Raw genomic sequence first — 26,540 nt, forward strand, 5'->3', positions numbered from 1 at the left:
AAATTTAAGGGGCTGACCTAGATTAGCTAGCATACTAATCTAGGTCAGCCCCATTATTTAATATCTATCTCAATTGATCTCTTTATTGGTATCATCAAAATATTGATTCATTTCAAAAGCGGGTTTTTGTTGTTGAGAATGCCCAATAATTCGAGCAGGGACACCAGCTGCAGTGGCATATTCAGGCACCGCTTGTAATACAACCGAATTTGCCCCAATTTTTGAGTAACGACCAATCTCAATATTACCTAAAATTTTAGCCCCAGCCCCAATCATCACGCCTTCACGAATTTTCGGGTGGCGATCTCCGTGTTCTTTACCTGTACCACCTAGCGTTACACCTTGCAAAATAGACACATCGTTTTCGATCACCGCCGTTTCTCCCACCACAATCCCCGTGGCGTGGTCTAACATAATGCCACAACCAACACGAGCCGCAGGGTGAATATCCACATCAAAAGCAACGGAAATCTCATTTTGCAGATAAATAGCCAACGCTTTTCGCCCTTGTTGCCACAAATAATGGGTGACTCTATAGCTTTGCAAAGCGTGATAACCTTTGAGATAAAGCAAAGGCGTACTCCATTTATCGACCGCAGGATCTCGAGTACGAACAGCTTCAATATCGCAGGCAGCACTGGCAATAATTTGCGGATCTGCTTGATAGGCTTCTTCAATGATCTCTTTTAATGCAATTGCCGGCATAATCGCATTTGCCAGTTTGTTTGCCAAAATATAGCTTAACGCATCGCCTAAATGATGATGTTTCAGAATGGTTGCGTGAAAAAAACTGGCAAGCATCGGCTCACTATTTGCAAGCTCTTGTGCTTCATTACGAATATTCTGCCAAAGAAGATCAAGCGGTTGGTTTGTCATCTTTATTCCCCTTTTCGTTCACGACCTAAAAGCGTTTTAGCAACATCACTGGCGTGCTTGCCACAGAACAACATCTGATAAATTTGTTCCACAATCGGCATCTCAATGCCTTGTTTTTGAGCCAGTAAATAGGCCTCTTTGGTATTATAAAACCCCTCAACAACCTGCCCAATTTCAGCCATCGCCTCTTGAGCATTTCTCCCTTGTCCAAGCATTAAACCAAAACGGCGGTTGCGAGATTGATTGTCGGTACAGGTTAGCACCAAATCACCAAGCCCTGCCATACCTATAAAGGTGGTGGGATTTGCCCCTAAAGACAGCCCTAGACGACTAATCTCTGCTAATCCCCGTGTAATTAATGCAGTGCGAGCATTTGCCCCAAAGCCCATTCCATCTGAAATCCCTGTACCAATCGCAATCACATTTTTAATCGCCCCACCGAGCTGTACGCCAACCATATCACTATTCAAATAAACCCGAAAGGCTTTTGAGCAATGAATACGCTGTTGCATTTCATCGGCAAACTGAGGATCAGTGGAAGAAAGAGCAATAGCAGTCGGCAATCCTTGAGCTAACTCTTTTGCAAAAGTCGGCCCAGAAAGCACCGCTAGCGGATAGCGATCACCTAAAATTTGCAAAGCCACTTCTTGCAACAATCTTCCAGTGTCTCGCTCTAACCCTTTTGTCGCCCACATAATACGATGTTCAGAAGTTAATAACGGTTGAATTTGTTGTAGAACTTCAGAAAAAACGTGGCTAGGCACGACAATTAAAATATCTTTTGAGCGAGTTAATGCCGTTGCAAGATCGCTTTCAATCTCTAATGCCTCTGGAAATGGAATACCGGGTAGAAACTCCTCATTCATACGCCTTACAGCCATTTGAGCCATTTTTTGCGGATTATGTCCCCAAAGGTATGTTTTATGCCCATTACGAGAAAGTGCAATCGCCAGTGCAGTGCCGTATGAACCAGCACCGAGTACGGTAATGGGGGCTGAATATATTTTTTCCATAAAAATATCTTAATTATTTATAATATACTTATTAACTAATTTATATATGATAATCTCTAAAAGCGATATATTACAGTTATCAAATAAATATTTCACCTAATGATTCATGGGGATAAAAGAAGTCTTTATAGTTTTTAACGATTTTACTCATTTATGGAGTAAATTTAATAATGACGAAGAATATCTTAAGGAAGGTCTAATAATATGTAAGACTAACTAGCCATGATGCTAAAAATGTAATAAGACTATTCCTATTGAATTATCTCTAAGTTTCCATAACTATTAAAATGTTTATATATTAGACGTGTGACCGTATTTTTAATTTTTAATTTTTACTAACTAAACCAACTCCCCACAGAACCGGTACCCTTCACCGTGAATAGTCACGATAATTTCTGGGGTATTTGGGTGATCTTCAAAGTGTTTACGGATACGGCGGATCGTCACATCAACGGTACGATCGTGAGGTTTCAATTCACGTCCCTTCATTTGTTTTAACAGATCTTCACGGGTCTGGATTTTCCCTGGATTTTTACAGAAGTGAAGTAAGGCTCTAAACTCACTACGAGGAAGTTTAATTACCTCATTTTCAGGGTTAATCAAACTGCGACTATTTACATCTAAAGTCCAGCCATTAAAGCGATAACTTTCGGTATTGTGTGGATCTTTTACCGTTTTGTCTTTTTCCGCCATTGTGCGTTGCAATAAGTTTCTGGCACGAATAGTGAGTTCACGAGGATTGAACGGCTTAGTAATGTAATCGTCAGCCCCGATCTCTAGCCCTAAAATTTTATCCACTTCGTTATCACGTCCAGTCAAAAACATTAATGCAATATCAGTGTTTTCTCTGAGTTCTCGAGCAAGCATTAAGCCATTTTTGCCTGGTAAATTGATATCCATAATCACAAGGTTAATTTCGTGATTATCTAAGATGGTGTTCATTTCGTTGCCGTCAGTGGCTTCAAATACATCATAGCCTTCAGCTTCAAATATGCTTTTTAATGTACTTCTCGTAACAGCTTCATCTTCAACAATAAGAATTTGTGGGTTTTGCATTAGATTACCTTCAGTTTGTTTGAGTTGCCCTGCTACTATGACTGCGATAGCGAACAAATGTTGCAAAGTTGTAGTATTTTATCTCTGTTTTTTAGCATCATAAATACATTATTTTACATTTCTTTAGCTTCAATCAAAATCTGCTAAGAAATATTCGCGATGATTTTAACATTATTGTTAAAGTTTGACATATTCAAGCGGTAAGTTAAGTAAGTTTTTTACCAAACTCTCGGTCATTGCTCGATGGCTGAGTACCGCATATTTTTCAGCAAGAATAACCCTTGAAATTGTCACACCTTCTAAACCTTGCATTCGACGGAAATTTAAAGCACTTTGTAACGGCAAGAAACTTGGATTGAATGCCGCATTTTCTGCATAGCGTCCCGTGATAATCTGTTCACCACACTGTAATGCCACCCCACTCACCGCTTTACTATAAGGCGCATACGCAAGATTTGCCGCCGAAATTGCCGCTTGTTGTAACGCATCGCCACTTGCTTCAAAGCCATTTTGTTGAGGATCGAATAAAACCTTGTCAATCTGTAAATCTTTTGGTCCAAAAGCATCTGGCAGGTAACTGTGTAATAAATTATTTTGACTATGTGGTAAATGAATTTTTAGTTGTTTAGCACTATTGAGTTCATTCATAAATTGGCGACAGTGTCCGCAAGGAGTGTAGTTTACCACCATATCGGTTAATGCAGTTTCCCCTGCGATCCAAGCGTGTGAAACGGCACTTTGCTCTGCGTGAACAGTTTGTTGCATCGCATCGCTCTCAAATTCTTGATTTGCCCCAAAATAGAAATTCCCTGATTTGCCAATCGCCACAGCCCCTACAAAAAAATGAGAAACAGGCACTCTAGCGTAGCAAGCCGCAATAGGTAAGCATTCTAAAGCAAGTTCGACAGGGGATAGGTTGAATGTTTGACAAAATGTGGTGACTTGTTCTGCAGAAAAGTATGCTTTATTGTTTTGTCGAATTAACTGCTCCACAACCGCTTGAACAACAGGGCTTTGTTTTTCTGCAACAAGTTCGATTAAACGTTCTTGGATATCGATCATTGTAGGCATAGAATGCTCCTTTATGCTAAAAATTAGGGGCAAAAATTATAATGAGAAATCAATGGGATAACTGTGATCTAGATCGCATTTAGTAATAATAGTACGCTTTATCGTTCAACAATTACACCAACACTTGAGGATTGAGCAACTGCTTTAGGCTTGTGTAATTCAATGCGTAATGATTTCACCCCAAACTCGTGTTGCAGTAGATCAGCCACTCGATAAGCAACGGTTTCAACCAACTTAAACGGTGTATTTTCAACAAAATCAAGGATCTTTTGTGAAACTTCCGCATAATTTAAGCAGTATTGCACATCATCATCTGCGACGGCTCGGCTAAAATCCCACGCCATTTCAATATTGAAAACTAAACGTTGTTTAATGGTATGTTCCCACTCATAAGCCCCAATAGATGCAAAAGCGGTGAGTTCGTGAATAAAAACTTTATCAGTCATCGGATCTTTCCTTGTTTTTCTTTTTGAAAGTTAAGGTAAAATATAGCACAAAGTAAGCAACAAATAAGGGGAAAAAATGAGCGTTATTGCTTATTTACTGATTTTAGGGGCATATTTGCTTGGTTCTATTTCAAGTGCCGTCATTTTTTGTCGATTAGCAGGACTACCCGATCCACGAGAACACGGATCACATAACCCTGGGGCAACAAACGTCCTACGCATAGGCGGAAAGTTATCGGCATTAGGTGTTTTAATGGCGGACATCTTAAAAGGTATGCTCCCTGTTTCTCTTGGTTTTTATTTAGAACTGCCAATTTCGGTGATTGGCTTTATTGCTTTGGCAGCTTGTCTTGGACATATTTTCCCCGTTTTCTTTAAGTTCCGAGGTGGCAAAGGGGTTGCAACTGCCTTTGGAGCAATCATTCCAATGGGCTATTCAGTTGCTGGATTAGCGGTGGGAACGTGGTTGTTCGTTTTTTTGATTTCTGGTTATTCATCGCTAAGTGCAGTTATTACAGCATTGATCGTTCCACTTTATATTTGGTGGTTTAGCTCTGAATTAACATTCCCTGTCGCATTAGTTTGTTGTCTATTAGTCTATCGCCATCACGATAATATTCAGCGTTTGTGGCGAGGGCAGGAAGATAGGGGTTGGAAGAAAAAACATAGTAGACAAAATGGTTACTAAAAGTTGAATTAGCACTATATTACAAGGAATTAATCTACTTTTTGAAAACTATTTTGTCTATTACACTACCACTGTACCTATTATTATCTATTCAATACCACCAAATGTCGCTCTCCGACTAACTCAGGTACGTTCAATTTAATCACGTCCACCAACTCAATCGGTTTGCTCACTTCTGCCAACTCTTCTGGCTGATACTGTCCTTTTAACGCATAAAAGTGACCGCTTGTATTCGGCAAATGGTAGCACCAATCAACCATATCATTTAGAGAGGCAAAAGCTCGGCTTAATACGCCGTCAAATTGTTGCTGTTGATACTCTTCAACCCGACTTAGCACAGGAGTGACATTGGTGAGTTTTAGCTCACGAATGGCATTTTTGATAAAGGTAATGCGTTTGCCTAAGCTATCTAACAACACAAACTGCTTATCTGGATTGGCTATCGCCAGCGGAATACCTGGTAAACCAGGTCCTGTTCCAACATCAATAAACTGTTGTCCTTGTAAATGTTGGCTTACTACAAGGCTATCCATAATATGCTTAACCAACATTTCATCGGGATTACGCACAGAAGTGAGATTATACGCCTTGTTCCATTTATCCAATAATTTCACGAAATCAACCAACTGCTGTTTTTGCTGATCGGTCAAGGGAATGTTTGCTTGACTGAGCAAGCGGTCTAATTTGGCTAACATTTTGCAAATTCCTAAAATTGATTACTGTATTTTCACTATTTGTCACTGTTCCACTCACGCAGTTGTTCTAACAAAAATTGACTACTGTCTAAAAAGTCTGCGATACCATTATAGACTTCTAACGCTTTATTTTGATCGTAAGTGTGTGAGGTGATGTTTCGCATTTTTCGGTAGCCAATCCAATCATCGATATTTTCGATTAAACCATTTTTAGCCGCATCACGCAGAATATCTCGGAAGTTTTCAGCTTCAATTTCATCTTCTGAAATCGCCATTAACTTTAATTGGCGTTTCATCATTTTTAAACTGAGTTCATAGACAAACTCAAATTTCTGGATAGCACCAGCGATGAGTGTATCTTGAATAATCGGTTTTTGTTGATTAAACCATTGTTGATCGGCTAATTCAGCAAGCGTTTCATTCAAAGAAGAAAAGGCGTTTTCTAATGAACTGATCTCAAGTTGCTCTAGCATAATGTTCCTATTTTGGTTGCTTATGAGCGAGGATAAACCTCCCTCTACAAAAATTAGATTTTCTTTAGGTACGTGTTACATCATACAAAACGCCCTGTATAGCAGATAAAACAAAGCCCCACACAAGGCGGGGCTGTACAGGGTTCGCTTTATAACTGCTCTTGGGCCAGTAGCCTTCTGGCTGGACAAACGCTAGATTTCTCTATCCCTGCTTGTACGTTTTGTTGAAAACATTATAGTTGAATAAAGGGAGTAGTTCCACAAAAATATCACGTTACATAGTTTATTCAACGCTATATTTTACAACTCGCCTCTTTTCAACATTCCTTGCTTTTTCAAATTCACCAGCAAAATTGAAATCGCCGCCGGGGTAATGCCTGAAATACGACTGGCTTGTCCGATAGACACCGGGCGGTGTTGTATTAGCTTCGCTCGCACTTCGTTAGATAGGCTTTCCACTTTGTCATAATCAAATTCAGCTGGAATTTGCGTGTTTTCGTGGCGTTTATGGCGTTCGATCTCTTGTTGTTGATGTTCGATATAGCCTTGATATTTAATCGAAATTTCCACTTGCTCAGCGGCTTCTTTATCTTCAATCGCCGGCGCAAAAGGCGCAATTTGAGTTAAGGCTTCGTAAGTCACTTCAGGACGGCGAATTAAATCTTCACCGCTTGCTTCACGGGCGAGTGGGCTATTTAATAATGCATTCACTTCTACAAGATTTGCCATTTGCAAGTGTGCCCAGGTTTGTTTTAAGCGAGCTTTCTCTTTTTCGATGTTTTCCATCTTCTCGTTAAAACGCATCCAACGAGCTTCATCAATTAAACCAAATTGATGAGCAATCGGCGTTAGACGAGCATCAGCGTTGTCTTCACGCAACAACAAGCGATATTCCGCTCGGGAAGTAAAGACACGATACGGTTCTTTAGTGCCTAAGATGCAGAGATCATCTACCAATACGCCAGTGTAAGCTAAATCACGGGTTGGGAACCACGCTTCTTTTCCCTGTACCTGTAAACCGGCGTTAATCCCTGCCAATAAACCTTGTGCAGCGGCTTCTTCGTAACCCGTTGTGCCGTTAATTTGTCCGGCAAAGAATAAGCCGTCAATCGCTTTAGTTTCAAGGGTCGGTTTCAGATCACGAGGGTCGAAATAGTCGTACTCAATTGCATAGCCCGGTTTGATAATACGGGTGTTTTCCAACCCTTTCATTGAGTTTACAATCCCTATTTGTACATCAAACGGCAGACTGGTTGAAATACCGTTTGGATAGACTTCAATGGTGGTTAAGCCTTCTGGTTCAAGGTAGATCTGGTGGCTATTGCGATCACTAAAACGCATCACTTTATCTTCGATCGACGGACAATAGCGAGGACCGATCCCTTCGATAATCCCCGTATACATCGGGCTACGATCTAAACTATTACGGATCAAATCGTGGGTTTGTTCGTTAGTGTGAGTGATATAACACGGAATTTGACGAGGGTGTTGCTCAACGGATCCCATAAATGACATTACAGGCAATACGTCATCGCCGTGTTGTTTTGCCAATACATCAAAATTGATCGTGCGAGCATCTAAACGTGGTGGCGTACCTGTTTTTAATCGATCAACACGCAAATTAAGATCGCGTAAACGATCAGCCAACATTGTTGCAGCAGGATCACCTGCACGTCCGCCTGCGTAGTTATCTAAACCAATATGGATCTTACCCGCCAAGAAAGTACCTGCGGTTAAAATCACTGATTTCGCTTTAAAGGTTAAACCCATTTTAGTTACTGCACCAACCGCACGGTTATTTTCAACCAAAATATCCACGACTTCTTGTTGGAAAATATCTAAATTTGGCTGATTTTCTAATGCAGTACGCACCGCTTGGCGGTAAAGTACACGGTCTGCTTGCGCACGAGTGGCTCGAACAGCAGGGCCTTTTGAACTGTTTAAGGTGCGGAATTGGATCCCTGCTTTATCCGTTGCCGTTGCCATTAAACCGCCCATCGCATCAATTTCTTTGACTAAATGTCCTTTGCCGATCCCACCAATCGCTGGATTACAAGACATTTGTCCTAAGGTATCTACATTGTGTGTTAAAAGTAAGGTTTTTAAACCCATACGCGCAGGAGCAAGTGCAGCTTCAGTACCTGCGTGTCCTCCACCAACTACGATCACATCGTATATTTCACGATAAATCATCTTATTTGCCTTGATTAAATTCTGTTTAAATGAAAATTTGTCTATTCTACCTGAAAAAAGCAAGATCTGAAAAAAGGTTTTGATCTAAAGTGGGTATAGATCTTGAAGATGATCGCCGATCTTAATAAAAATAGATCTATTTATATAAAGATCTTTATTATTGTAGTTATTAGTCTTACGAAGAACTGTGAATAACTAAGAAATATGTAATAAATTCAATAAGATCTAAAGATAAAACGATTGTGATGATCTTGAAAAAGAGCAAGATCTTAGTTGTGGATAAAGTGGTAAGTTATCCACAGATGATATTTTTTGATAAGTTATTCAAGAATAGATCTCAAGATAAATACAGGAAAAAAGAGAGTTATCCACAGATGAAATGAATTACTTTTCTCTTTTTTTGAACAATATCTATTCTATTTATAATGTGACACAACTCACAGTTTTTAATGGATTAGCTTCTCTTTTAGAAAAAAATCCCTAAAATTTGTGCAGTTCGATTGTTTATGGATAAACTTTATGCAACATCGTCAGCAATTAATTTTAACTTATATTGAAACCTACCAAGAAGCGAGCGTGCAGGAGCTTGCAACACATCTCAACGTTTCTTTGGAAACCATTCGCCGTGATCTGAATAAAATGGCAAAGGAAGGCCTATTATATAGAACTCACGGTAGAGCTGTAAGCCATAAAAATCGAGATATTGGACGCTCTTTTGATGTTCGTCGCAGAATGAATAGTGATGTGAAAAAGTCTATTGCGGAAAACGTATTAGAGCATTTTTTTGCTGGAGCTGTGATAGGTTTAGATGCGAGTTCAAGCAGTTGGAATTTTGCACAACTCTTGCCTGATCTACCTTGTACGGTCGTTACCAGTTCTATGCATAATATTCGAGCATTAGCAAATAAAACCAGCATTGAGATCATTGCAACAGGTGGTGTGTATTCAGCGAAATATGATGCATTTTATGGATCTCTTTCGGAGCATCTACTTTCTCGTTTAAATATAGATATTGCCATTTGTTCTTGCACCAGTATTGCAGACGGTATTGTGTGGGAATCTAATGAAATGAATGCAATAGCTAAACGAAAAATGCTAGCAGCGAGTAAGAAAGTATTTTTATTAGCGGATCATTCAAAGTTTGAACGTAAAGATCTTATTCAGCTTTGTGATCTTTCTACAATTCACCATTTATTTACGAATCGTTGCCCTCCTGATTCTATTCAGATGCTTTGTAGGCAACATCAAATTAATATAACTATTTAAAGTAAAATAATAATGTAATGCTCAAATTTTGCCCTGCTTCTTTATTCCGCTAATCATAAATCTGGGTTTAGAAACAAGGCAATTTTGTTTTAAGTCTGCTATTTACTTACTTGAGTCTTGTTGTAATCAGGATGTTTTGGTCCAATAAGCAAACCACCGTTTTTCCCTAAGTGAACAAGATTTGATGTTGCAGGTGCTGCTATTTGATACCCTTTGTCTTTACTGGTATCCATTATTTGACTCACAGCTGCTTTAACTAGCATCACTAGCAGACCATCATTACTATTTGATGATCCTTGTGCGAAAGAACCAATCCCTTCCCATAAGGTTTTTCCAGTCTTGAGATCAACTAGTTTTCCTTCTAAGGATACTTTAGTTACGCTATCAATTAATTTATAGCTCGTGCCATATTCCTCAACATTCACATAGAAGATCGCATCTGCACCAAAAATTTCACGGATTTTGTTTGTTTTTGCTGAGCGGATTGCATTCCCATCAGTTAAACCATTCTGTTTGAATATTTCATCAACTAATGCAACAGGAAAAACATAGTAACCTAGCTCACCTAAAGGATAGCTTGCTCTAGCAAGAACACTTATATCCGCCTTTGCATCTACAGAGCTATTTGTTGGCATCACTACCAAAATTGATTTTGGTTTGCTATTTTTTAACTCAGTATAATCATAAGAATCCACTTTTTGTTTAGCACAGCCAGCTAATAATATTAAACTTGTTAATAAAACAAACAATTTTTTCATAGATGATCCTTATTTTTTACGTTGTAGGTATTGCATAAGCGTTGTACTTTCAGGATGTAATTCCTGCTCTTTTTTCATAGCTGTTTGAGCTTCAGCTTGTTTTCCCTGTTTTAATAAAACAAGAGCTAAATGCCCATATACACCGGGTGCAACAGTTTTTTGATGTTTAGCTGCTTCAGCAATAATTTGATTTAAACTTTCTTCTTGCTTACCAAAATCACCAGGTTCATTATAATAATGATATATAACATCAGAATAATTTCCCCAATAGTAAATATCTTTATTTACATTATTAGAAGAACAAGCAGATAAAATGATAGAGCTAACAAGGAAAATAGTATATTTTATTTTTTTCATATTGATTCCTTAGTGAGATGGCTGCCAAGAGCCAGATTCGATACCATTTACAAGGTTATTTACAGCTTCACGAATTGCAAGATCAAGAACTTTTCCATTTAGTGTTGCATCATAGCTTGCAGTTCCACCAAAACCTAGCACTTCACGGTTTGATAAATTATATTCACCAGCACCTTGTGAGGAGTAAACAACTTCCGATGTTTCTACGTTAACGACGTTTAAGGTTACTTTTGCATAGGCTACTTGTTCTTTTCCTCTACCTAGAATTCCAAATAGTTGATGATCGCCTACGGTTTTACGTCCAAATTCTGTAACATCGCCAGTAATCACATAAGTTGCACCTTTTAGATTTTGTTTTTTACCTTTGATTTTTGCTTCAGAAGCAATTTCACTCATATTTGTACGATCAACCACAGAAAAACGACCAGTTTGTTGCAAATGAGAGATTAAAATTGTTTTTGATTGGTTACCTAATTGATCAGGACCATCAGAGAAAACTCCGTTTTGGAAACTTGATTTGTTATCAAATTTTCCTACTGAAATAACTGATTTTACGCCTTTATATTGACTTGCAGTTGTCGCTGCCTGAGTTGATGTTGGTGTAATTACTTTTGAATTTTCAGTAGCACATCCGACTAATGTTAATACAGTAAGGCATAAAGCTCCTACTTTCAAATTACTCATAAAAAACTCCTGTTAAGATGAAAATAAAACCTATCAAATAGATTTATCAATATTTGATACCAATTTCGGTTTAAAACGAAATTAGTACGCATATTATTATATTTATTTTATGTTGAAAAGATGCCCGATTTTCCCCTTTCTATCGCCAAATCGGGCAAGTAAATTGTAAAAAAATTACTCAATCTTACCGCTTAGGGCTGGCTTTTTGTGAGGCAATTCACAAAATCTGCACAAATTTCGTAAAAATTCTTTTTTCATCGTCAATAAGTAGCAAAATATCCTCGTCAGTTTAACCAGTTAATTAAGGGGATTTTTATGACTCAACTCAAATCAACTCCAGTAAAAATTGGTATCCGCCCAACCATTGATGGTCGTCGTCTTGGGGTGCGTGAATCATTAGAAGATCAAACAATGAATATGGCGAAAGCGGTGGCGAAGCTCATTAGCCAAGAAGTTCGCCATACAAATGGGGATTTTGTCGAATGTGTGATTGCCGATACTTGTATAGGTGGTGTATTTGAAGCAGCTGTTTGTGCCGAAAAATTTAAACGTGAAAATGTGGGTGCAGTGATTACTGTGACACCTTGCTGGTGCTATGGCTCTGAAACCATTGATATGGATATGCCAAAAGCGATTTGGGGCTTTAATGGTACTGAACGTCCGGGGGCAGTTTATTTAGCTGCTTCGCTTGCTGGGCATAACCAAATGGGCTTGCCTGCGTTCTCTATTTATGGCACCGAAGTGCAAGAAGCGAGCGATCAATCTATCCCTGATGATGTGCGTGAAAAATTACTTCGCTTTGCTCGTGCAGGCTTAGCGGTGGCGACCTTACGCGGTAAATCTTATCTCTCTATCGGTTCTGTATCGATGGGTATTGCAGGCTCTATCGTCAATCAAGAATTTTTCCAAGATTACCTTGGTATGCGTAACGAATATGTCGATATGTCTGAACTCACTCGCCGTATGGAACGTGGCATTTACGATAAAGAAGAGTATGAGTTGGCATTGAAATGGGCAAATGAATTCTGCATTGAAGGTGTGGATGTCAATGCACCTGAAAACCAAATGAGAGCGGAAGAGAAAGCAAAATTGCGTGAAACTTTGGTGAAAATGACCATTATCACCCGTGATTTAATGGTGGGTAATCCAAAACTGGCTGAACTCAATTTTGGTGAAGAAGCCTTAGGTCATAATGCGATTGCAGCAGGTTTCCAAGGACAACGCCATTGGACAGACCACAGCCCGAACGGCGACTTTATGGAAGCCTTACTCAACTCTACTTATGACTGGAACGGCGTGCGTCCTCCATATATTCTTGCGACCGAAAACGACTCGCTCAATGCAGTTAATATGTTGTTCGGTAACCTCTTAACCGGTCAAGCTCAAATCTTTGCCGATGTGCGTACTTACTGGAGCCAAGACTCCGTAGAGCGTGTAACAAGCTGGCGACCAGAGAGTGGCTTTATCCACTTAATCAACTCAGGTTCAGCCGCATTAGACGGTACAGGACAACATACCGATAAAGATGGCAAACCTGTGATTAAACCGTACTGGGAAGTGACAGAAGAAGATGGTAAACGTTGCTTAGAAAATACTCGTTGGTGTCCAGCTGTTTATGAATACTTCCGTGGCGGCGGTTTATCTTCACAATATCTCACCAAAGGTGGTATGCCATTTACGATGCACCGCATCAATCTAGTGAAAGGTGTCGGCCCTGTACTACAAATTGCGGAAGGTTGGTCTATCGACTTACCTGAACACGTCCACGACATTCTCAACAAACGGACAAATGAAACTTGGCCAACCACTTGGTTTGTACCACGCTTGACAGGACAAGGTGCATTCACCGATGTTTACTCTGTAATGGCAAACTGGGGAGCTAACCACTGTGTAGCCACTTACGGACACGTTGGTGCGGATTTAATTACCCTTGCTTCAATGTTGCGTATTCCAGTCAATATGCACAACGTGGCAGATAAAGATGTGTTCCGCCCAAGTGCGTGGAGTATGTTCGGACAAGATAAAGAAGGTCAAGATTACCGTGCTTGTGCGAATTTTGGACCGCTTTATCGTTAATTAAACCTTTTCTAACAAAATTTCCCCCTTTGAAAAAGGGGGATTAAGGGGGATTTAAAGATCGGTGCGTTAAATTGCACTATTTAAAATCCCCCCTAGCCCCCTTTTTCAAAGGGGGGAATAAGATAAAAGGAGGCTCTATGCCAATCGCATTTATCTTCGATTGTGGTGCAACCAATTTACGCACAGTGGCAATGGATCATCACGGCAAATTGCTGGCGGTACATCACATTGCAAACAATACCCAACAGGGTGAAGAAGCAACCGACTATCACATTTGGGATATTGATGAGATCTGGTCAAAACTAATGACCTGTGCCAAACCAACCCTTGCACAACTTACCCCTGAACAACGGCAAGATATTGTCGGGATTTCGGTTACGACCTTTGGGGTGGACGGGGCGATTTTTGACAAACACGGCAAACAGCTCTACCCGATTATTTCGTGGAAATGCCCACGCACTCAGCCAATTATGCAAGCGCTCGGCGATTATCTCGATGTGGAAAAACTCTACCAACGCAACGGCGTGGGGCATTACAGCTTCAACACGTTATTCAAATTGCTTTGGTTAAAACAACATAAACCCGAACTTTACGCACAAGCGGAGAGTTTCTTGTTTATTTCTTCCATTCTCACTTATCGTTTAACAGGTGTACAAAGCACCGACAGAACAATGGCTGGTACATCAATGATGACCAACATTGCAAGCGACTCGTGGGATAGCGAAGTGCTAGATGTGTTGGGCTTAACGGCAAACCATTTTCCACCGATGAAAAGTGCAGGGGAAAAAATCGGCACATTACTGCCTACACTTGCTGAAGAGCTTGGTTTATCAGCGGATATTCCTGTTCTCTCTTGCGGACACGATACCCAGTTTGCGATCTTCGGCTCAGGAGCAGGCTACAACCAACCAGTGTTAAGTTCTGGCACTTGGGAAATCTTAATGGCTCGCACCCAACAAGCCAAACCCGAATGGCAATACGTCAAAGATGGCTTAACCATTGAATTTGACAGCCAAGCAGGCTATTTCAACCCAGGCGTGCAATGGGTCAGCTCAGGTATTATGGAGTGGCTCGGTAAACGCTTCTTTAGCGATGTTGCAGGCACAGCTGACTATTATCCAACGATGATTAACGAAGGATCACAAGTTCCAGCAGGTTCGAACGGCGTAAAACTGGTCGGCAATTTTGATGGCACTAGCCGACAAACAGGCTCAATCGAAGGGCTATCAATGCACACCCAACGGGGCGAAATTTATCGTGCAGGTTTGGAATATATGGCTCACCGCTTGAAAGCCGGACTTGATGTATTGCAACAAGTCGGACAGTTCAATGCAGAAAGTATTATCTGTGTTGGTGGTGGTTCAAAAAACGGCTTATGGAACCAAATCCGTGCCGATGTGCTTAACCGCCCAATTGATGTGGTTGATATGTCCGAAACCACAGTGTTAGGCGCTGCGATGTTCACGCTCACAGGTGCAGGCGTATTCGAGAATATCGAACAAGCTCAACAGGCAATGAAACCAGCGTTTAAACGGATGGAGCCGAGTGGAGATGTGAGGGTTTATCAATCATAGGAGCGTAAATTTTCCCCAATATAGCTCCCCTCTTTAGCAAAGAGGGGCTGGGGGAGATTTGACAGGAGTAATTAACGAAGAAAATAATTTATTTGGTAACGAGTAGTAAAATATTAAGGACTTTTTAATCTCTCACTTTGCTTATTCGTCTGCCAAATCTCCCCTAACCCCTCTTTGCTAAAGAGGGGGAATGAGGTAGAGAAAAAACAAGGAGAATATATGTTAAAAGGCATTCACCCTGCACTTTCCCCTGAATTGCTGAAAGTGCTTGCAGAGATGGGACACGGCGATGAGATCGTCTTATCAGATGCCCATTTTCCTGCACATCAATTACATCATAAAGTGATCCGTGCAGATGGCATTCAAATTGCCACCTTACTTGAAGCGATCACCCCATTATTTGAATATGACCAATATGTCGAACGTCCACTGGCAATGATGCAAGCCGTACCTGGCGACAGCCTTGATCCTGCGGTTGAAGAACGCTATCTCGCCGCAATCGCAAAAATTAACGGAAAAGCACCGCTTGTAGAACGTGTAGAACGCTTCGCCTTTTACGACCGAGCAAAAACCGCTTATGTCGTAGTGATTACAGGCGAATTAGCCAAATACGGTAACATCATCTTGAAAAAAGGCGTTACCCCAGTTTTAACAGATTAGGAGGAGAGTATGAATCGTCAAACATTAGCGAGAAAAATTATTGACACCTGTTTGGAAATGACCCGTTTGGGGTTAAACCAAGGCACGGCAGGAAACATCAGTGTCCGTTATCAAGACGGTATGCTGATCACCCCATCAGGTATGCCTTATGAAAAAATGACAGAAGACGACATTGTCTATGTGGATAACGAAGGCAATTTTGAAGCAGGAAAACTGCCGTCAAGCGAATGGCAATTCCACCTTGCCGTGTACCAAACTCGTCCAGAGTTAAATGCAGTGGTGCATAACCACGCTATCAACTGCACAGGTGTATCTATCTTAAATAAAGATATTCCAGCTATTCACTATATGATTGCTGTTACGGGGACAAATCACGTTCCGTGTGTACCTTATGCTACTTTCGGTACTTGGCAACTTGCGGAATATGTAAAACAAGGTATCGCAAAAAGCAAAGCGATTTTATTACAACATCACGGAATGATTGCTGCTGAAGTTAATCTGGAAAAAGCCCTTTGGGTGGCTCACGAAGTTGAAGTGTTAGCCCAATGGTATCTGAAACTATTGGCAACGACACCAGATGTACCAGTCCTTTCTGATGAAGAAATTAAAGTCGTTTTAGGCAAATTCTCAACTTATGGATTGAGAGTTGAAGAGAAACATTAATTTGATGTTATGTTAGAAGGGCGAGTAGTTAAATTACTCGCCCTTTTACTATGAAGCTTTTCTTAAGGCTAATGAAACAGCTATAGTTTGAGCTAATGTCATTGTGGCACATTGTGAACGGAAGCCGCTAATTTGAGCCTCTTTAATAATAAAAGAAACATCACTGAATGTAAGCAGTGGGCTAAGTTGGCTATCTGTTATAGCTATGTGTTTTACACCTGTGCGAGCAGTTGCGTCTAGTACAGATATTGTTTCTGTCGCATAGGGTGAAAAACTGATTGCAATAACGACATCACCTTCTCTAATCCTATTTAGTTGTTCACTAAACATACCACCTAAACCATCAATTAAAAATACGTCGTAATTCAAATGGCTTAAGGCATAATTTAGATAACTTGCGATACTAAAAGATCGTTTTAAACCAACAATAAAAATACGGTTTGCATTATCTAGAATTTTTGTAACGGCTTCTAATTGTTCTTCGGTAATTTGATTGGCTAGTTGAGCGAGAGCTTGATTATTTCCTTGAATAAATAAGCGAAGGACATCTGTATGATCGCCTTTGGATTCATTTAATTTAGGTTCTATTTGACGAAAAAGTTGAACTCGCTCAGTATAACTTGTTGTTCCTTCCATCAAATTTTGTCGATAGAGTTGTTTTATATCGTTAAATCCACTTAAGCCAAAAGCATTCGCAAAACGGATTAGGGTCGAAGGCGGTACTTGTGCTTTTTCAGCAATTTCAGAAACGGTGTCAAAAATTACACTATCTCCATTGTCTAAAATATATTGTGCAACTTGTTTGAGTCTTTTGCTTAACGAGTCATATTGTTTACGAACTTCATTTTGAAAATGGGTTAACTGGGTTTCTTCATTCATTTCATTCAGATTATTATTATCAAATTAAGCACAATTATACTGTATTTTGTTGCTTTTTAAATCAAAACACCCCTAATATTTATCATATTAGGGGTGTTTTATGTTTATTTAGTATGCAAAATTAGCGTTGCTTCCAATAACGAATCAGAGTTTGATAACGTAACGCAACTGCATCAATTAACTCTTGATCATTCAGCTGATTTGCTAACCATTTTTCTGATGCCTCACCAAAAATGGTGCGACCTACGGCAAATCCTTTCACTTTTGAGTAATCTTTAGATGCTTTGAAGACCGCTTCAAATACTTCTGTTGGTGCATCCAGCCCGAGAATTAAGATACCACGGCAATCTGGATCGTATTTATCTATTGTTTCACTCAATTTAGCCCAGCCTTCTGCAGAAATACCTGGTAATTTCCACCATTCTGGTTTTATCCCCAATTGATAGAAGTGTTCTACCATTTCATTATAGTGATTTTCATCTTGATCCATGGTTGCTGGTAGAATAATTTCTAACAACAATTCATGCCCAGTACGGCAACAGGCCTGATACACTTCTTTTAATTTACGATCTTGGCGTTGACGAAGTTCTTGATTGTCTTGTGGATGGTAAAATGCTAAACATTTAATCACATGATCTCGTGGGAATGTAACTAATTGGCTACCTAAATCACCGTGCTCAAGTTCTAATGGACGAGAACTTGGTTCTTCAATTGGACGAGCAATCCAATAATTTTTTCCCGTAATTTCATTAAGAGCATCTTGACCAAATGTCGTATCTGCAAGAATACCTGCATTTCCATGAGTTAAACCTTCCGCTTGTGCGGTTTGTTCCATCGCTTTAAGCAGTAACTGTTTTAATTTTGGAATGCGATTAACATCAGCACCTACCTTAGCTGCCATATCCACTAATTGTTTACGATGATCAAAAGCAAAAATACAGAGATCATCCCACTGTTTTTTGCGTGTCGTTACTCGATGTAAGTGATTTAATTTTTCATCTAAATCAGGACGAGGTACACTTGCTGCACGGCTGAGATAGTCATCTAATTCTCGTTTTGTCGGCATTGCAGGTGCACAGCCGTGACGGGAAACAACTAAAGCACCACAAGCATTCGCATAACGACAGGCTTGTTCCCATCCTTCGTTATTTGCATAACCTCTTAGTAAACCTGACATAAAGGCATCGCCAGCACCAAGCACATTCAGTACTTCTACCCGTACACCATACACATTTAATCCGCCATCAATATGATTTGGAATATCACCTTCAAATACAGAGCAACCTAATGCACCACGTTTGCAAACTAATACAGCTTGGGTAAATTGGCGTACATTTTTCAATGCGGTTAAGGTATCTGTTGAGCCACCTGCAATGTGAAATTCTTCTTCTGTTCCTACAATTAAGTCAAAGTGATGAAGCACTTCTTGAAGGGATTTAGTCACTTCCTGAGAATCAATATAGCGAGTTTCGCCATCACCTAAAGAGGTTAAACCCCATAATACCGGGCGGTAATCAATATCTAATGCACGTTTTACGTCATTACGACCTGCATATTCTAAGGCTGTTAAAACGGTTTCTCGTGTTTTAGGGTGAGAAAGATGAGTACCTGTAATCGCTAAAATACGTGACGAAGCAATGTAACTTTCACTGAAATCATCCTTACTAATCGCCATATCGGCACAATTCTCACGATAGAAAATCAGCGGGAAGGTTTCCTTATCTTTGATACCAAGAATAACGAGCCCAGTTAAACGCTCTTTATCGGTAATTAAATGGCTAGTATCTACGCCTATACTATTTAATTCTTCACGAAGAAAACGCCCCATATGCTCATCGCCAACACGCGCTAACATAGATGAACGTAGTCCTTGAATAGCTGTTCCATACGCTACATTCCCTGATGAGCCACCCAAATATTTTGCGAAACTCATTTCCTCTTCAAGCCGAGAACCAATTTGTTGACCGTATAAATCTACCGCAACTCGCCCAAGACAGATGACATCAAGAGGGCGATCTTGATGATTAACGTATGCCATAACAATGCCTCCATAAAATAATTGAAAAGATCTTAATTTTCAATCATTATACAAAATGAAATGAATATTTCAAATTAAACTTGATTTTTTATTTATTTTTGTGACCAATGTCAAATCTTTAACCAATAAGGAATAAAGTTTAAAAAGTGCGAGATAGATCACATCATTAACTAAAATGCTTTGATATTATAAAATGAAATAAATTTTTCATAATATGAGAAACTACTTTAATTTTATCTCTAACCTAGGAGGGAGTATGCAGACTATCAAACTCACAGTGGCACAGGCACTTGTGAAATTCCTTGATAATCAATATATTGAAATTGATGGCAAAGAAATTAAATTTGTTCACGGTATTGCCGCTATTTTTGGACATGGCAATGTACTTGGTATCGGACAAGCTTTAGAGCAAGATCCAGGCAGTCTTAGATTATATCAAGGACGAAATGAACAAGGTATGGCACACCTTGCAATTGGTTTTGCCAAACAACATAAACGTCAACAAATCATTGCTTGTACATCCTCTGTCGGCCCTGGTGCTGCCAATATGGTCACAGCTGCGGCTACTGCCACATCTAATCGTATTCCTCTTTTATTATTACCAGGTGATGTATTTGCCTCTCGCCAACCTGATCCCGTGTTACAACAAATTGAACAACCACACGATTTAAGTATTAGTACTAATGATGCTTTCCGTGCAGTGAGCAAGTATTGGGATAGAGTACTACGACCTGAGCAACTAATGAGTGCTTGTATCAATGCAATGCGGGTGTTAACTGATCCTGCTGAAACAGGGGCAGTGACAATAGCCTTACCACAGGATGTCCAAGCAGAAGCCTATGACTTCCCTGTAAGCTTCTTACAAAAACGAGTACATCGCATTGAACGTACGCCGCCAACACAAGAAATGTTGGCAGATGCAGTTAAATTAATTACCTCTAAGAAAAAACCACTTATTATCTGTGGTGGGGGCGTTCGTTATTCTCAAGCGTGTCGATCATTACAACATTTTGCAGAAAAATTTGGTATTCCATTTGCAGAAACACAAGCAGGTAAAAGTGCAATTGTTTCAAGCCACGAGTTAAATGTTGGTGGTGTTGGTGAAACTGGCTGTTTAGCTGCTAACCGTTTAGCTAAAGAAGCTGATTTAATTATCGGGATTGGTACACGTTATACCGATTTCACAACATCATCAAAATGGATTTTCCAAAATCCAGATGTTGCTTTCTTAAATATTAATATTGCTCGTTTTGATGCGTATAAATTAGATGGTGTTCAGGTGACCGCAGATGCGAAACAATCCATTAACGCACTGATTGATAAGCTACCACCAGGTTATAAAACGCAATGGGGAGATGCTATTAAACAAGCCAAAGCAGACTTTGCTGACGAATTACAACGCTTACGTCAGGTAAAATTTACTGACGGATTTGTACCAGAAATTAATGATAATCTTGATCATGATGCCGTTTATGCTGAATTTATCAAACTCACCAACTCTTGCCTAACCCAAAGCCAAGTTTTAGGTATTGTAAATGAAACGATTGATAATAGTGCAGTTATCGTAGGTGCAGCAGGTAGTTTGCCAGGTGATTTACAACGTACTTGGTTAAGTAAGAGTGAAGACAGCTACCATCTTGAATACGGTTATTCTTGCATGGGTTATGAAGTCAATGCGGCTGTTGGAGTAAAAATAGCTCAACCGGAACGTGAGGTTTATGCATTAGTTGGCGATGGTGCGTTTTTAATGTCCCACTCCGAACTCGTTACTTCAATTCAGGAAGGCAAAAAAATCAATGTCGTGTTGTTTGATAATATGGCAAATGGTTGTATTAATAACTTACAAGTTGGTAACGGTATGGGTAGCTACGGTACAGAATTCCGTTTCCGTAACCCTGAAACAAACCAACTTAATGGCAGCTTAATTCCAGTGGACTTTGCAATGTGTGCTGCAGCTTATGGGTGCAAAACCTACAAAGTTACAACCGAAGATGAATTACGCAAAGCCTTAGCTGATGCAAAACAACAAACCGTATCCACTTTAATTGATATTAAAGTATTGCCAAAAACAATGGCTCATGGCTATGGTTGTTGGTGGCACGTTGGGGTTGCTGATGTTTCAACGAGTGAACGTATTCAGCAAGCACATCAACGCTCTAAAGAACAGCTAGCAAAAGCAAGAAAATATTAATTACAAGCGGTAAGATTTGTAAAATCTTTTGCAAATCATACCGCTTACACCCTTTCTATTTATTTCTCAATGAGGATTTCACTATGAAAGCTGAAAACATTCAATTAGGTATTGCCCCTATTGGTTGGACAAACGATGATTTACCAGAACTTGGTGCAGAAAACACCTTTGAACAATGTGTGAGTGAAATGGTACTTGCAGGCTACACAGGCTGCGAAGTAGGTAACAAATATCCACGTGATGTTGCTGTCCTTAAACATAAATTAGATGTCCGTGGTATTCAAATTTGTAATGCATGGTTCAGCACATTCTTTGTTGATGGCAAACGAGAAGAAACCATTCAAGAATTTATCAAACACCGTGATTTTCTACACGCTATGGGTGCAAAAGTGATTGGTTGCTCAGAGCAAAGCCGTAGTATTCAAGGTACAACAAAAGCAGTATTTAAAGAAAAACCAATTTTCAATGATGAAGACTGGCAACGTTTAGCTGAGGGTTATAATGAATTAGCCAAACTCGCTGCTGAAAAAGGAATGAAAGTCAGCCTACATCACCATATGGGAACAGGTATTCAAACCCCAGAAGAAGTTGATCGCTATATGTCTGTAGTCAATGACGATGTTTACTTATTATTTGATTCTGGTCACCTTTACTATTCAGAAGGCTGCCAAAAAGCGATGTTAGCTGTACTTGAAAAATATATCCACCGTATCGTTCACGTTCACTTAAAAGATGTACGTGATGAAGTGGTTGCTGAAGTTAAAGCAAAAGATTTAAGTTTCTTAGAAGGTGTGAAAAAAGGTACATTTACCGTTCCGGGCGATGGTGTCATTGATTTCAAACCAATTTTCGATATTCTTGAAAAATACGACTACAAAGGTTGGATGGTTGTAGAAGCAGAACAGGATCCAGCATTAGCTAACCCATTTGAGTATGCTTTAAAAGGTCGCAAATATATTCGTGAAGTTGCAGGAGTTTAATATGTTAAAAGTTGGTATTATTGGTGCAGGCCGTATCGGTCGTGTACATTCAGAGAGTATCTCAAAATATGTAAAAGGTGCTGAAATTAAAGCGATTTCAGATATTAAAGTCACTGACGAATTAACCGCTTGGGCAAAATCAATGGGCATTCCAAATGTCTATGATGATTACAAAAAAATCCTACAAGATCCTGAAATTGATGCGGTATTAGTTTGTTCATCAACCAATACCCACGCACCAATTTCAATCGAAGCTGCACAAGCAGGCAAACACATTTTCTGTGAAAAACCAATTGATGCAGATGTAGGGCGTATTCACGAAGTATTAAGTGCTGTTGAAAAAGCAGGTGTAAAATTCCAAGTAGGTTTTAACCGTCGTTTTGACCATAACTTCAAAGCAATTAAAAACCGTGTTGCGAACGGTGATATTGGTGACCCACATCTCATTCGTGTCACTTCTCGTGACCCAGATGCACCACCAATTGAATATGTAAAAGTATCAGGCGGAATGTTCTTTGATATGACTATTCACGATTTTGATATGGTACGCTACTTATCGGGCAGTGAAGTGGTTGAAGTGTTTGCGGCTGGCGGTGTATTAGTGAATCCAGAAATTGGTAAAGCAGGTGATATTGACACTGCTGTGATTACCTTAAAACTGGCAAATGGTGCAATTGCAGTCATTGATAACAGCCGTAAAGCGGTATATGGTTACGACCAACGTGCAGAAGTCTTTGGTTCTAGAGGTGCGGTACAAACTCGTAACGATACAGATTCAACCGCTGTATATTCTTGTGAAGCTGGCGTTATCGCAGAGAAACCAAAATATTTCTTCTTAGAGCGTTATATGCAATCTTTCGCAGATGAAATGGCATGTTTCATTGATTCTGTGGTAAACAATAAACCAACACTCGTCAACGGCAACGATGGCTTACAACCTGTCTTAATTGCGTTAGCGGCGAAAAAATCTCTTGAAGAAAATCGCCCAGTTAAATTAAGCGAAGTCGCTTAATTCTCCCGATACAAGCGGTACGATTTGGTAAATTTTTTGCAAAATCGTACCGCTTTCATTTTTTATTGATTAAGGTAAATTCAGAATATCAAATCAGTATTGGGGACATAAAAAAAACCTAGCCACTTGGCTAGGTTTTTTTATTTATAGCTTAGATTATTTAGCTTCAGCTCTTGCTCTTTCTGCCATTAATCGTTCTTGTTCTAATGACTCAGCATCTTGGTTTTGTTCTTTCGCTATACAGATTTTTTCATACATTTTGAAGAATGGATAGTAAATGAAAATATCGAGTATGATTAAACTCAAGCTCAAGATAGGAGCCCAAACATCACCACCTGATACCAAATAAGCTCCGATAGGTGCTGGGGTTGTCCAAGGTGCCATTAAGTAGATACGATGGATAAGATCAAAGTCTAAGATGAGATAAGCGATGATCGCATTTGCCATTGGTGCAAAGATTAATGGGATAAAGAAGAGTGGGTTAACCACCATTGGAACGCCATATACAATCGGTTCACCAATTGAGAAGATAGACGGAACCAAACCGATTTTACCGATTGAGCGTAAATGTGCAGAGCGGCTGCGTACGAGTAGGATTGCTAATGCAATAACGCCACCTGATGCACCGTGAACAATGTAGAAGTCCCAGAATGAGTTAGTAATAATGAAAGGTAACGGTTCGCCAGCTTGCAATGCTGCTAAGTTTGCCGCCATATTTTGTAATAAGAATGGTGTCCAAAGTTGCATTAATACAAGTGATCCGTTAATGCCTAGGAACCATAATAAGTGCGTTGCAAATACGAATAAACAGATTGCACCAAGAGAGTCGCTCACTTTAATTAATGGAGCCATAAAGTCCATAATTAACTGTGGAATATTCGTACCTGTGGCATGTTCTACATAAAGGGCAAATGGGTAGAGTGTCACTAGCACAGCTAAAATTGGGATAACAATATTGAGAGATTCGGCAACTGCGGTTGGCACTTCTTTTGGTAAGCGGATGCGAATATGTAAATACTCAAGTAAGCGTGTTAACTCTACGGTATAAATTGCAATGAAGATAGACGAGAAAAGTCCAATACCACCAAAGAATTTAATGTCCATCATACCATCTTTAACCGGTGCAGCGACTAATAAGAAAGCCATCACTGATAATAAAGCTGCAGGTAATGGCTCACGTTTATAGGCCTTAGCTAAGTTGTATGCAATACTTCCTGCGGTAAATAATGAAATGGCATTAAATGACATTTGGAAGAAACGCCAGCCATAATCGCTTGCCCAACGAGCAAACTCCCACCACGCTTTACCAAATGCATTTTGCGTATTCTCATCAAAAGGTGGAATAAGCAAAATCATGATAAAACTACCAACAATCAAAAATGGTAATACAACAATAAAACCATCACGAATTGCTGAAATATGGGGTTGATTTTCCATCCGTTTTGCAACTGGTGCAACGTGATTATTCATAAAATCAATAAAACGTACTGATGTGGTTGACATACTATGCTTCTCCATTTGCAATTTTGAAACCTAACACATACCAATCTTCTTGATAGTTTTCGATATGTAATGTTCTGCCTTTTCCGTTGTGCTCAACGTTAAACTTAACAGCTTTATTGAGTGCTTCTAACTCACCAAATATTGAAAGCGGTAAGTTATTTTGTCCGTTTTGCAATCCATCAATAAAGAGATAGAGATCAGTGCCTACTTTGGTGTAATAGGTGGTGAGATTACCGATTTTTTGCGTTGGGAATTTACTGCATCTTGAATGGTAGATACCTTCGCCGTTGATATTTAGCCATTGTCCCAATGCGAGTAAGCGCTCTACTTGTTCTTCAGGAATTGTTCCATCCGCTTTTGGACCAATATTGAGCAATAAGTTACCGTTATCAGCGACAGTTTCTACTAAAAGAGACACGAGATCTTTAACAGAAATCAGGTGACTTTCATCTTCAATTTGGTTGTAGCCAAATGAAAGCCCCATACCACGACACATTTCCCATTTTTTATCACGAGAGGCTGTTCCGTGTTTATACTCTTTAGACGTAAAGTCGCACCAAAGTTTATTCCAACGATCATCAACAACACCGTCTGTAACAGAATTGTAGTAGTGAGCAAAAAGGTGTGGAAGCATATGTTCCCCTACTTTTGGCCAACCAATATCGTTCCATAAAACATCTGGTTTATAGCGGTCAATCAATTCAATAACTTGTTTATAAGCAAAGTCGGCATATTCGTAAGTTGGGCAAGCATTAGAGAAATTTTGGCTTTCTGTGAAAATAGGTGCTGAAGAATATTGCCAGTCGATAATACCAGAGTAGTACGCTCCCATACGTAATCCTTTTTCTCGGACTTGTTCGGTGAGCTCACCCATTAAATCACGTTGAGGGCCTGCTTTGGTGCAGTTGAAATCGGTATATTTACTTGGATATAAACAGAAACCATCGTGGTGTTTTGTTGTTAACACGACATATTTAGCCCCGGCTTGAGCAAAGAGTTCAGCCCATTTTTCAGGTTGCCATTTTTCTGCTTTCCATTGCGGAATAAACTGGTCGTAAGTGAAATCTTTACCATAGGTTTTAATGTGGTGTTCGTAAGTTGGCCCTTTTTGAACATTAATGGAATTAAAATACCATTCTGCGTACGGATTATTACAGAACCACTGCTCATCAATATCAATTTCACCTAATTGGCAAGTCGGTGGTGCAAATGCTGGGACAGAATAGACACCCCAGTGGATAAAAATACCAAATTTAGCATCTTCATACCATTGGGGTACCTCATGGGTTTTGATTGACTGCCAGTCTGCGTGGTAACGTTTTTGTTTAGTGTCAGTCATAGTAGGCTCCTATTTTTAGCATACATAAAAATAAGGTCCGCATATA

At 39.6% G+C, this 26,540-nt stretch carries 24 protein-coding genes; 9 read left to right on the forward strand and 15 right to left on the reverse strand.

The window, feature by feature from the left end; genetic code table 11:
• Positions 1 to 69 precede the first annotated feature (69 nt).
• The 5 genes from cysE to folB form a co-directional block, all read right to left on the reverse strand.
• On the reverse strand, positions 70 to 876 hold the full coding sequence (cysE, locus tag J1G47_RS00055) for a serine O-acetyltransferase (protein ID WP_075592306.1): 807 nt from the start codon (positions 874 to 876) through the stop codon (positions 70 to 72).
• A gap of 2 nt (positions 877 to 878) precedes the next feature.
• A complete protein-coding gene (gpsA, locus tag J1G47_RS00060) occupies positions 879 to 1,889 on the reverse strand; it encodes an NAD(P)H-dependent glycerol-3-phosphate dehydrogenase (RefSeq protein ID WP_021116543.1) in 1,011 nt (336 codons plus the stop codon).
• Between the two features lie 339 nt (positions 1,890 to 2,228).
• Entirely contained in the window at positions 2,229 to 2,945 is a 717-nt protein-coding gene (gene arcA / locus J1G47_RS00065) for a two-component system response regulator ArcA (RefSeq protein ID WP_021110147.1), read from the reverse strand.
• Between the two features lie 177 nt (positions 2,946 to 3,122).
• Complete coding sequence (gene cdd, locus J1G47_RS00070) at positions 3,123 to 4,016, reverse strand: cytidine deaminase (protein ID WP_044009290.1); 894 nt, start codon at positions 4,014 to 4,016, stop codon at positions 3,123 to 3,125.
• Positions 4,017 to 4,114: 98 nt separating this feature from the next.
• Positions 4,115 to 4,462 carry a dihydroneopterin aldolase gene (gene folB, locus J1G47_RS00075; RefSeq protein ID WP_075592308.1) on the reverse strand — a complete coding sequence of 116 codons (348 nt, stop codon included), beginning with the start codon at positions 4,460 to 4,462 and terminating at the stop codon, positions 4,115 to 4,117.
• Positions 4,463 to 4,538: 76 nt separating this feature from the next.
• Between folB and plsY the strand changes: the two genes are divergently transcribed.
• The gene (gene plsY, locus J1G47_RS00080; RefSeq protein WP_021110150.1) at positions 4,539 to 5,150 is read left to right on the forward strand and encodes a glycerol-3-phosphate 1-O-acyltransferase PlsY; all 612 of its coding nucleotides are present in this window, start codon (positions 4,539 to 4,541) and stop codon (positions 5,148 to 5,150) included.
• A gap of 83 nt (positions 5,151 to 5,233) precedes the next feature.
• Here the strand turns inward: plsY and rsmG are convergent, their stop codons facing one another.
• The 3 genes from rsmG to mnmG all read right to left on the reverse strand — a co-directional run bounded on the left by rsmG (position 5,234) and on the right by mnmG (position 8,511).
• Positions 5,234 to 5,845, reverse strand: a complete 612-nt coding sequence (gene rsmG, locus J1G47_RS00085) for a 16S rRNA (guanine(527)-N(7))-methyltransferase RsmG (RefSeq protein WP_075592309.1) — start codon at positions 5,843 to 5,845, stop codon at positions 5,234 to 5,236.
• Positions 5,846 to 5,880: 35 nt separating this feature from the next.
• Positions 5,881 to 6,318 carry a nucleotidyltransferase substrate binding protein gene (locus J1G47_RS00090; RefSeq protein WP_010786418.1) on the reverse strand — a complete coding sequence of 146 codons (438 nt, stop codon included), beginning with the start codon at positions 6,316 to 6,318 and terminating at the stop codon, positions 5,881 to 5,883.
• A 300-nt stretch (positions 6,319 to 6,618) separates the two neighbouring features.
• Positions 6,619 to 8,511, reverse strand: a complete 1,893-nt coding sequence (gene mnmG / locus J1G47_RS00095; RefSeq protein WP_160414973.1) for a tRNA uridine-5-carboxymethylaminomethyl(34) synthesis enzyme MnmG — start codon at positions 8,509 to 8,511, stop codon at positions 6,619 to 6,621.
• A 519-nt stretch (positions 8,512 to 9,030) separates the two neighbouring features.
• On the opposite strand from mnmG, the gene J1G47_RS00100 reads away from it, so the two are divergent.
• Positions 9,031 to 9,777 (forward strand): DeoR/GlpR family DNA-binding transcription regulator, encoded by a 747-nt coding sequence (locus J1G47_RS00100; RefSeq protein WP_207326658.1) that lies wholly within the window; start codon positions 9,031 to 9,033, stop codon positions 9,775 to 9,777.
• A 98-nt stretch (positions 9,778 to 9,875) separates the two neighbouring features.
• Here the strand turns inward: J1G47_RS00100 and J1G47_RS00105 are convergent, their stop codons facing one another.
• From J1G47_RS00105 to J1G47_RS00115, 3 genes are read right to left on the reverse strand one after another with little or no spacing between them, the layout of a single operon-like run.
• Positions 9,876 to 10,535: a DUF799 domain-containing protein gene (locus J1G47_RS00105; RefSeq protein WP_021111420.1), complete on the reverse strand. Its 660-nt coding sequence runs from the start codon at positions 10,533 to 10,535 to the stop codon at positions 9,876 to 9,878.
• Between the two features lie 9 nt (positions 10,536 to 10,544).
• On the reverse strand, positions 10,545 to 10,892 hold the full coding sequence (locus J1G47_RS00110; protein ID WP_005710916.1) for a DUF4810 domain-containing protein: 348 nt from the start codon (positions 10,890 to 10,892) through the stop codon (positions 10,545 to 10,547).
• Between the two features lie 9 nt (positions 10,893 to 10,901).
• A complete protein-coding gene (locus J1G47_RS00115) occupies positions 10,902 to 11,576 on the reverse strand; it encodes a CsgG/HfaB family protein (RefSeq protein ID WP_021111421.1) in 675 nt (224 codons plus the stop codon).
• A gap of 315 nt (positions 11,577 to 11,891) precedes the next feature.
• Here J1G47_RS00115 and fucI point away from each other — a divergent pair, with 315 nt between their 5' ends.
• From fucI to fucA, 4 genes are all read left to right on the forward strand, one after another.
• Positions 11,892 to 13,652: an L-fucose isomerase gene (gene fucI / locus J1G47_RS00120; RefSeq protein ID WP_207326659.1), complete on the forward strand. Its 1,761-nt coding sequence runs from the start codon at positions 11,892 to 11,894 to the stop codon at positions 13,650 to 13,652.
• Positions 13,653 to 13,792: 140 nt separating this feature from the next.
• A complete protein-coding gene (fucK, locus tag J1G47_RS00125) occupies positions 13,793 to 15,229 on the forward strand; it encodes an L-fuculokinase (RefSeq protein ID WP_207326660.1) in 1,437 nt (478 codons plus the stop codon).
• A gap of 219 nt (positions 15,230 to 15,448) precedes the next feature.
• The gene (fucU, locus tag J1G47_RS00130) at positions 15,449 to 15,889 is read left to right on the forward strand and encodes an L-fucose mutarotase (protein ID WP_207326661.1); all 441 of its coding nucleotides are present in this window, start codon (positions 15,449 to 15,451) and stop codon (positions 15,887 to 15,889) included.
• 9 nt (positions 15,890 to 15,898) lie between these two features.
• On the forward strand, positions 15,899 to 16,552 hold the full coding sequence (gene fucA / locus J1G47_RS00135; protein ID WP_016528625.1) for an L-fuculose-phosphate aldolase: 654 nt from the start codon (positions 15,899 to 15,901) through the stop codon (positions 16,550 to 16,552).
• A 48-nt stretch (positions 16,553 to 16,600) separates the two neighbouring features.
• Here the strand turns inward: fucA and J1G47_RS00140 are convergent, their stop codons facing one another.
• Both J1G47_RS00140 and J1G47_RS00145 read right to left on the reverse strand, forming a co-directional pair.
• A complete protein-coding gene (locus tag J1G47_RS00140; RefSeq protein WP_021110161.1) occupies positions 16,601 to 17,431 on the reverse strand; it encodes a MurR/RpiR family transcriptional regulator in 831 nt (276 codons plus the stop codon).
• 121 nt (positions 17,432 to 17,552) lie between these two features.
• The gene (locus J1G47_RS00145) at positions 17,553 to 19,469 is read right to left on the reverse strand and encodes a bifunctional 5-dehydro-2-deoxygluconokinase/5-dehydro-2-deoxyphosphogluconate aldolase (RefSeq protein ID WP_016528624.1); all 1,917 of its coding nucleotides are present in this window, start codon (positions 19,467 to 19,469) and stop codon (positions 17,553 to 17,555) included.
• 256 nt (positions 19,470 to 19,725) lie between these two features.
• On the opposite strand from J1G47_RS00145, the gene iolD reads away from it, so the two are divergent.
• The 3 genes from iolD to iolG all read left to right on the forward strand — a co-directional run bounded on the left by iolD (position 19,726) and on the right by iolG (position 23,652).
• Entirely contained in the window at positions 19,726 to 21,660 is a 1,935-nt protein-coding gene (gene iolD, locus J1G47_RS00150) for a 3D-(3,5/4)-trihydroxycyclohexane-1,2-dione acylhydrolase (decyclizing) (protein ID WP_207326662.1), read from the forward strand.
• An 83-nt stretch (positions 21,661 to 21,743) separates the two neighbouring features.
• On the forward strand, positions 21,744 to 22,640 hold the full coding sequence (iolE, locus tag J1G47_RS00155; protein ID WP_005710933.1) for a myo-inosose-2 dehydratase: 897 nt from the start codon (positions 21,744 to 21,746) through the stop codon (positions 22,638 to 22,640).
• Between the two features lies 1 nt (position 22,641).
• Positions 22,642 to 23,652: an inositol 2-dehydrogenase gene (gene iolG / locus J1G47_RS00160; protein ID WP_160427194.1), complete on the forward strand. Its 1,011-nt coding sequence runs from the start codon at positions 22,642 to 22,644 to the stop codon at positions 23,650 to 23,652.
• Positions 23,653 to 23,808: 156 nt separating this feature from the next.
• Here the strand turns inward: iolG and J1G47_RS00165 are convergent, their stop codons facing one another.
• Together J1G47_RS00165 and J1G47_RS00170 are read right to left on the reverse strand one after the other, a co-directional pair.
• On the reverse strand, positions 23,809 to 25,155 hold the full coding sequence (locus tag J1G47_RS00165; RefSeq protein ID WP_160414234.1) for a PTS sugar transporter subunit IIC: 1,347 nt from the start codon (positions 25,153 to 25,155) through the stop codon (positions 23,809 to 23,811).
• Between the two features lies 1 nt (position 25,156).
• A complete protein-coding gene (locus J1G47_RS00170; RefSeq protein ID WP_207326663.1) occupies positions 25,157 to 26,494 on the reverse strand; it encodes an alpha-L-fucosidase in 1,338 nt (445 codons plus the stop codon).
• Positions 26,495 to 26,540 lie beyond the last annotated feature (46 nt).

It is taken from the genome of Glaesserella parasuis (assembly GCF_017352235.1).
In the GTDB taxonomy this organism is placed as follows: Bacteria; Pseudomonadota; Gammaproteobacteria; order Enterobacterales; family Pasteurellaceae; genus Glaesserella; species Glaesserella parasuis.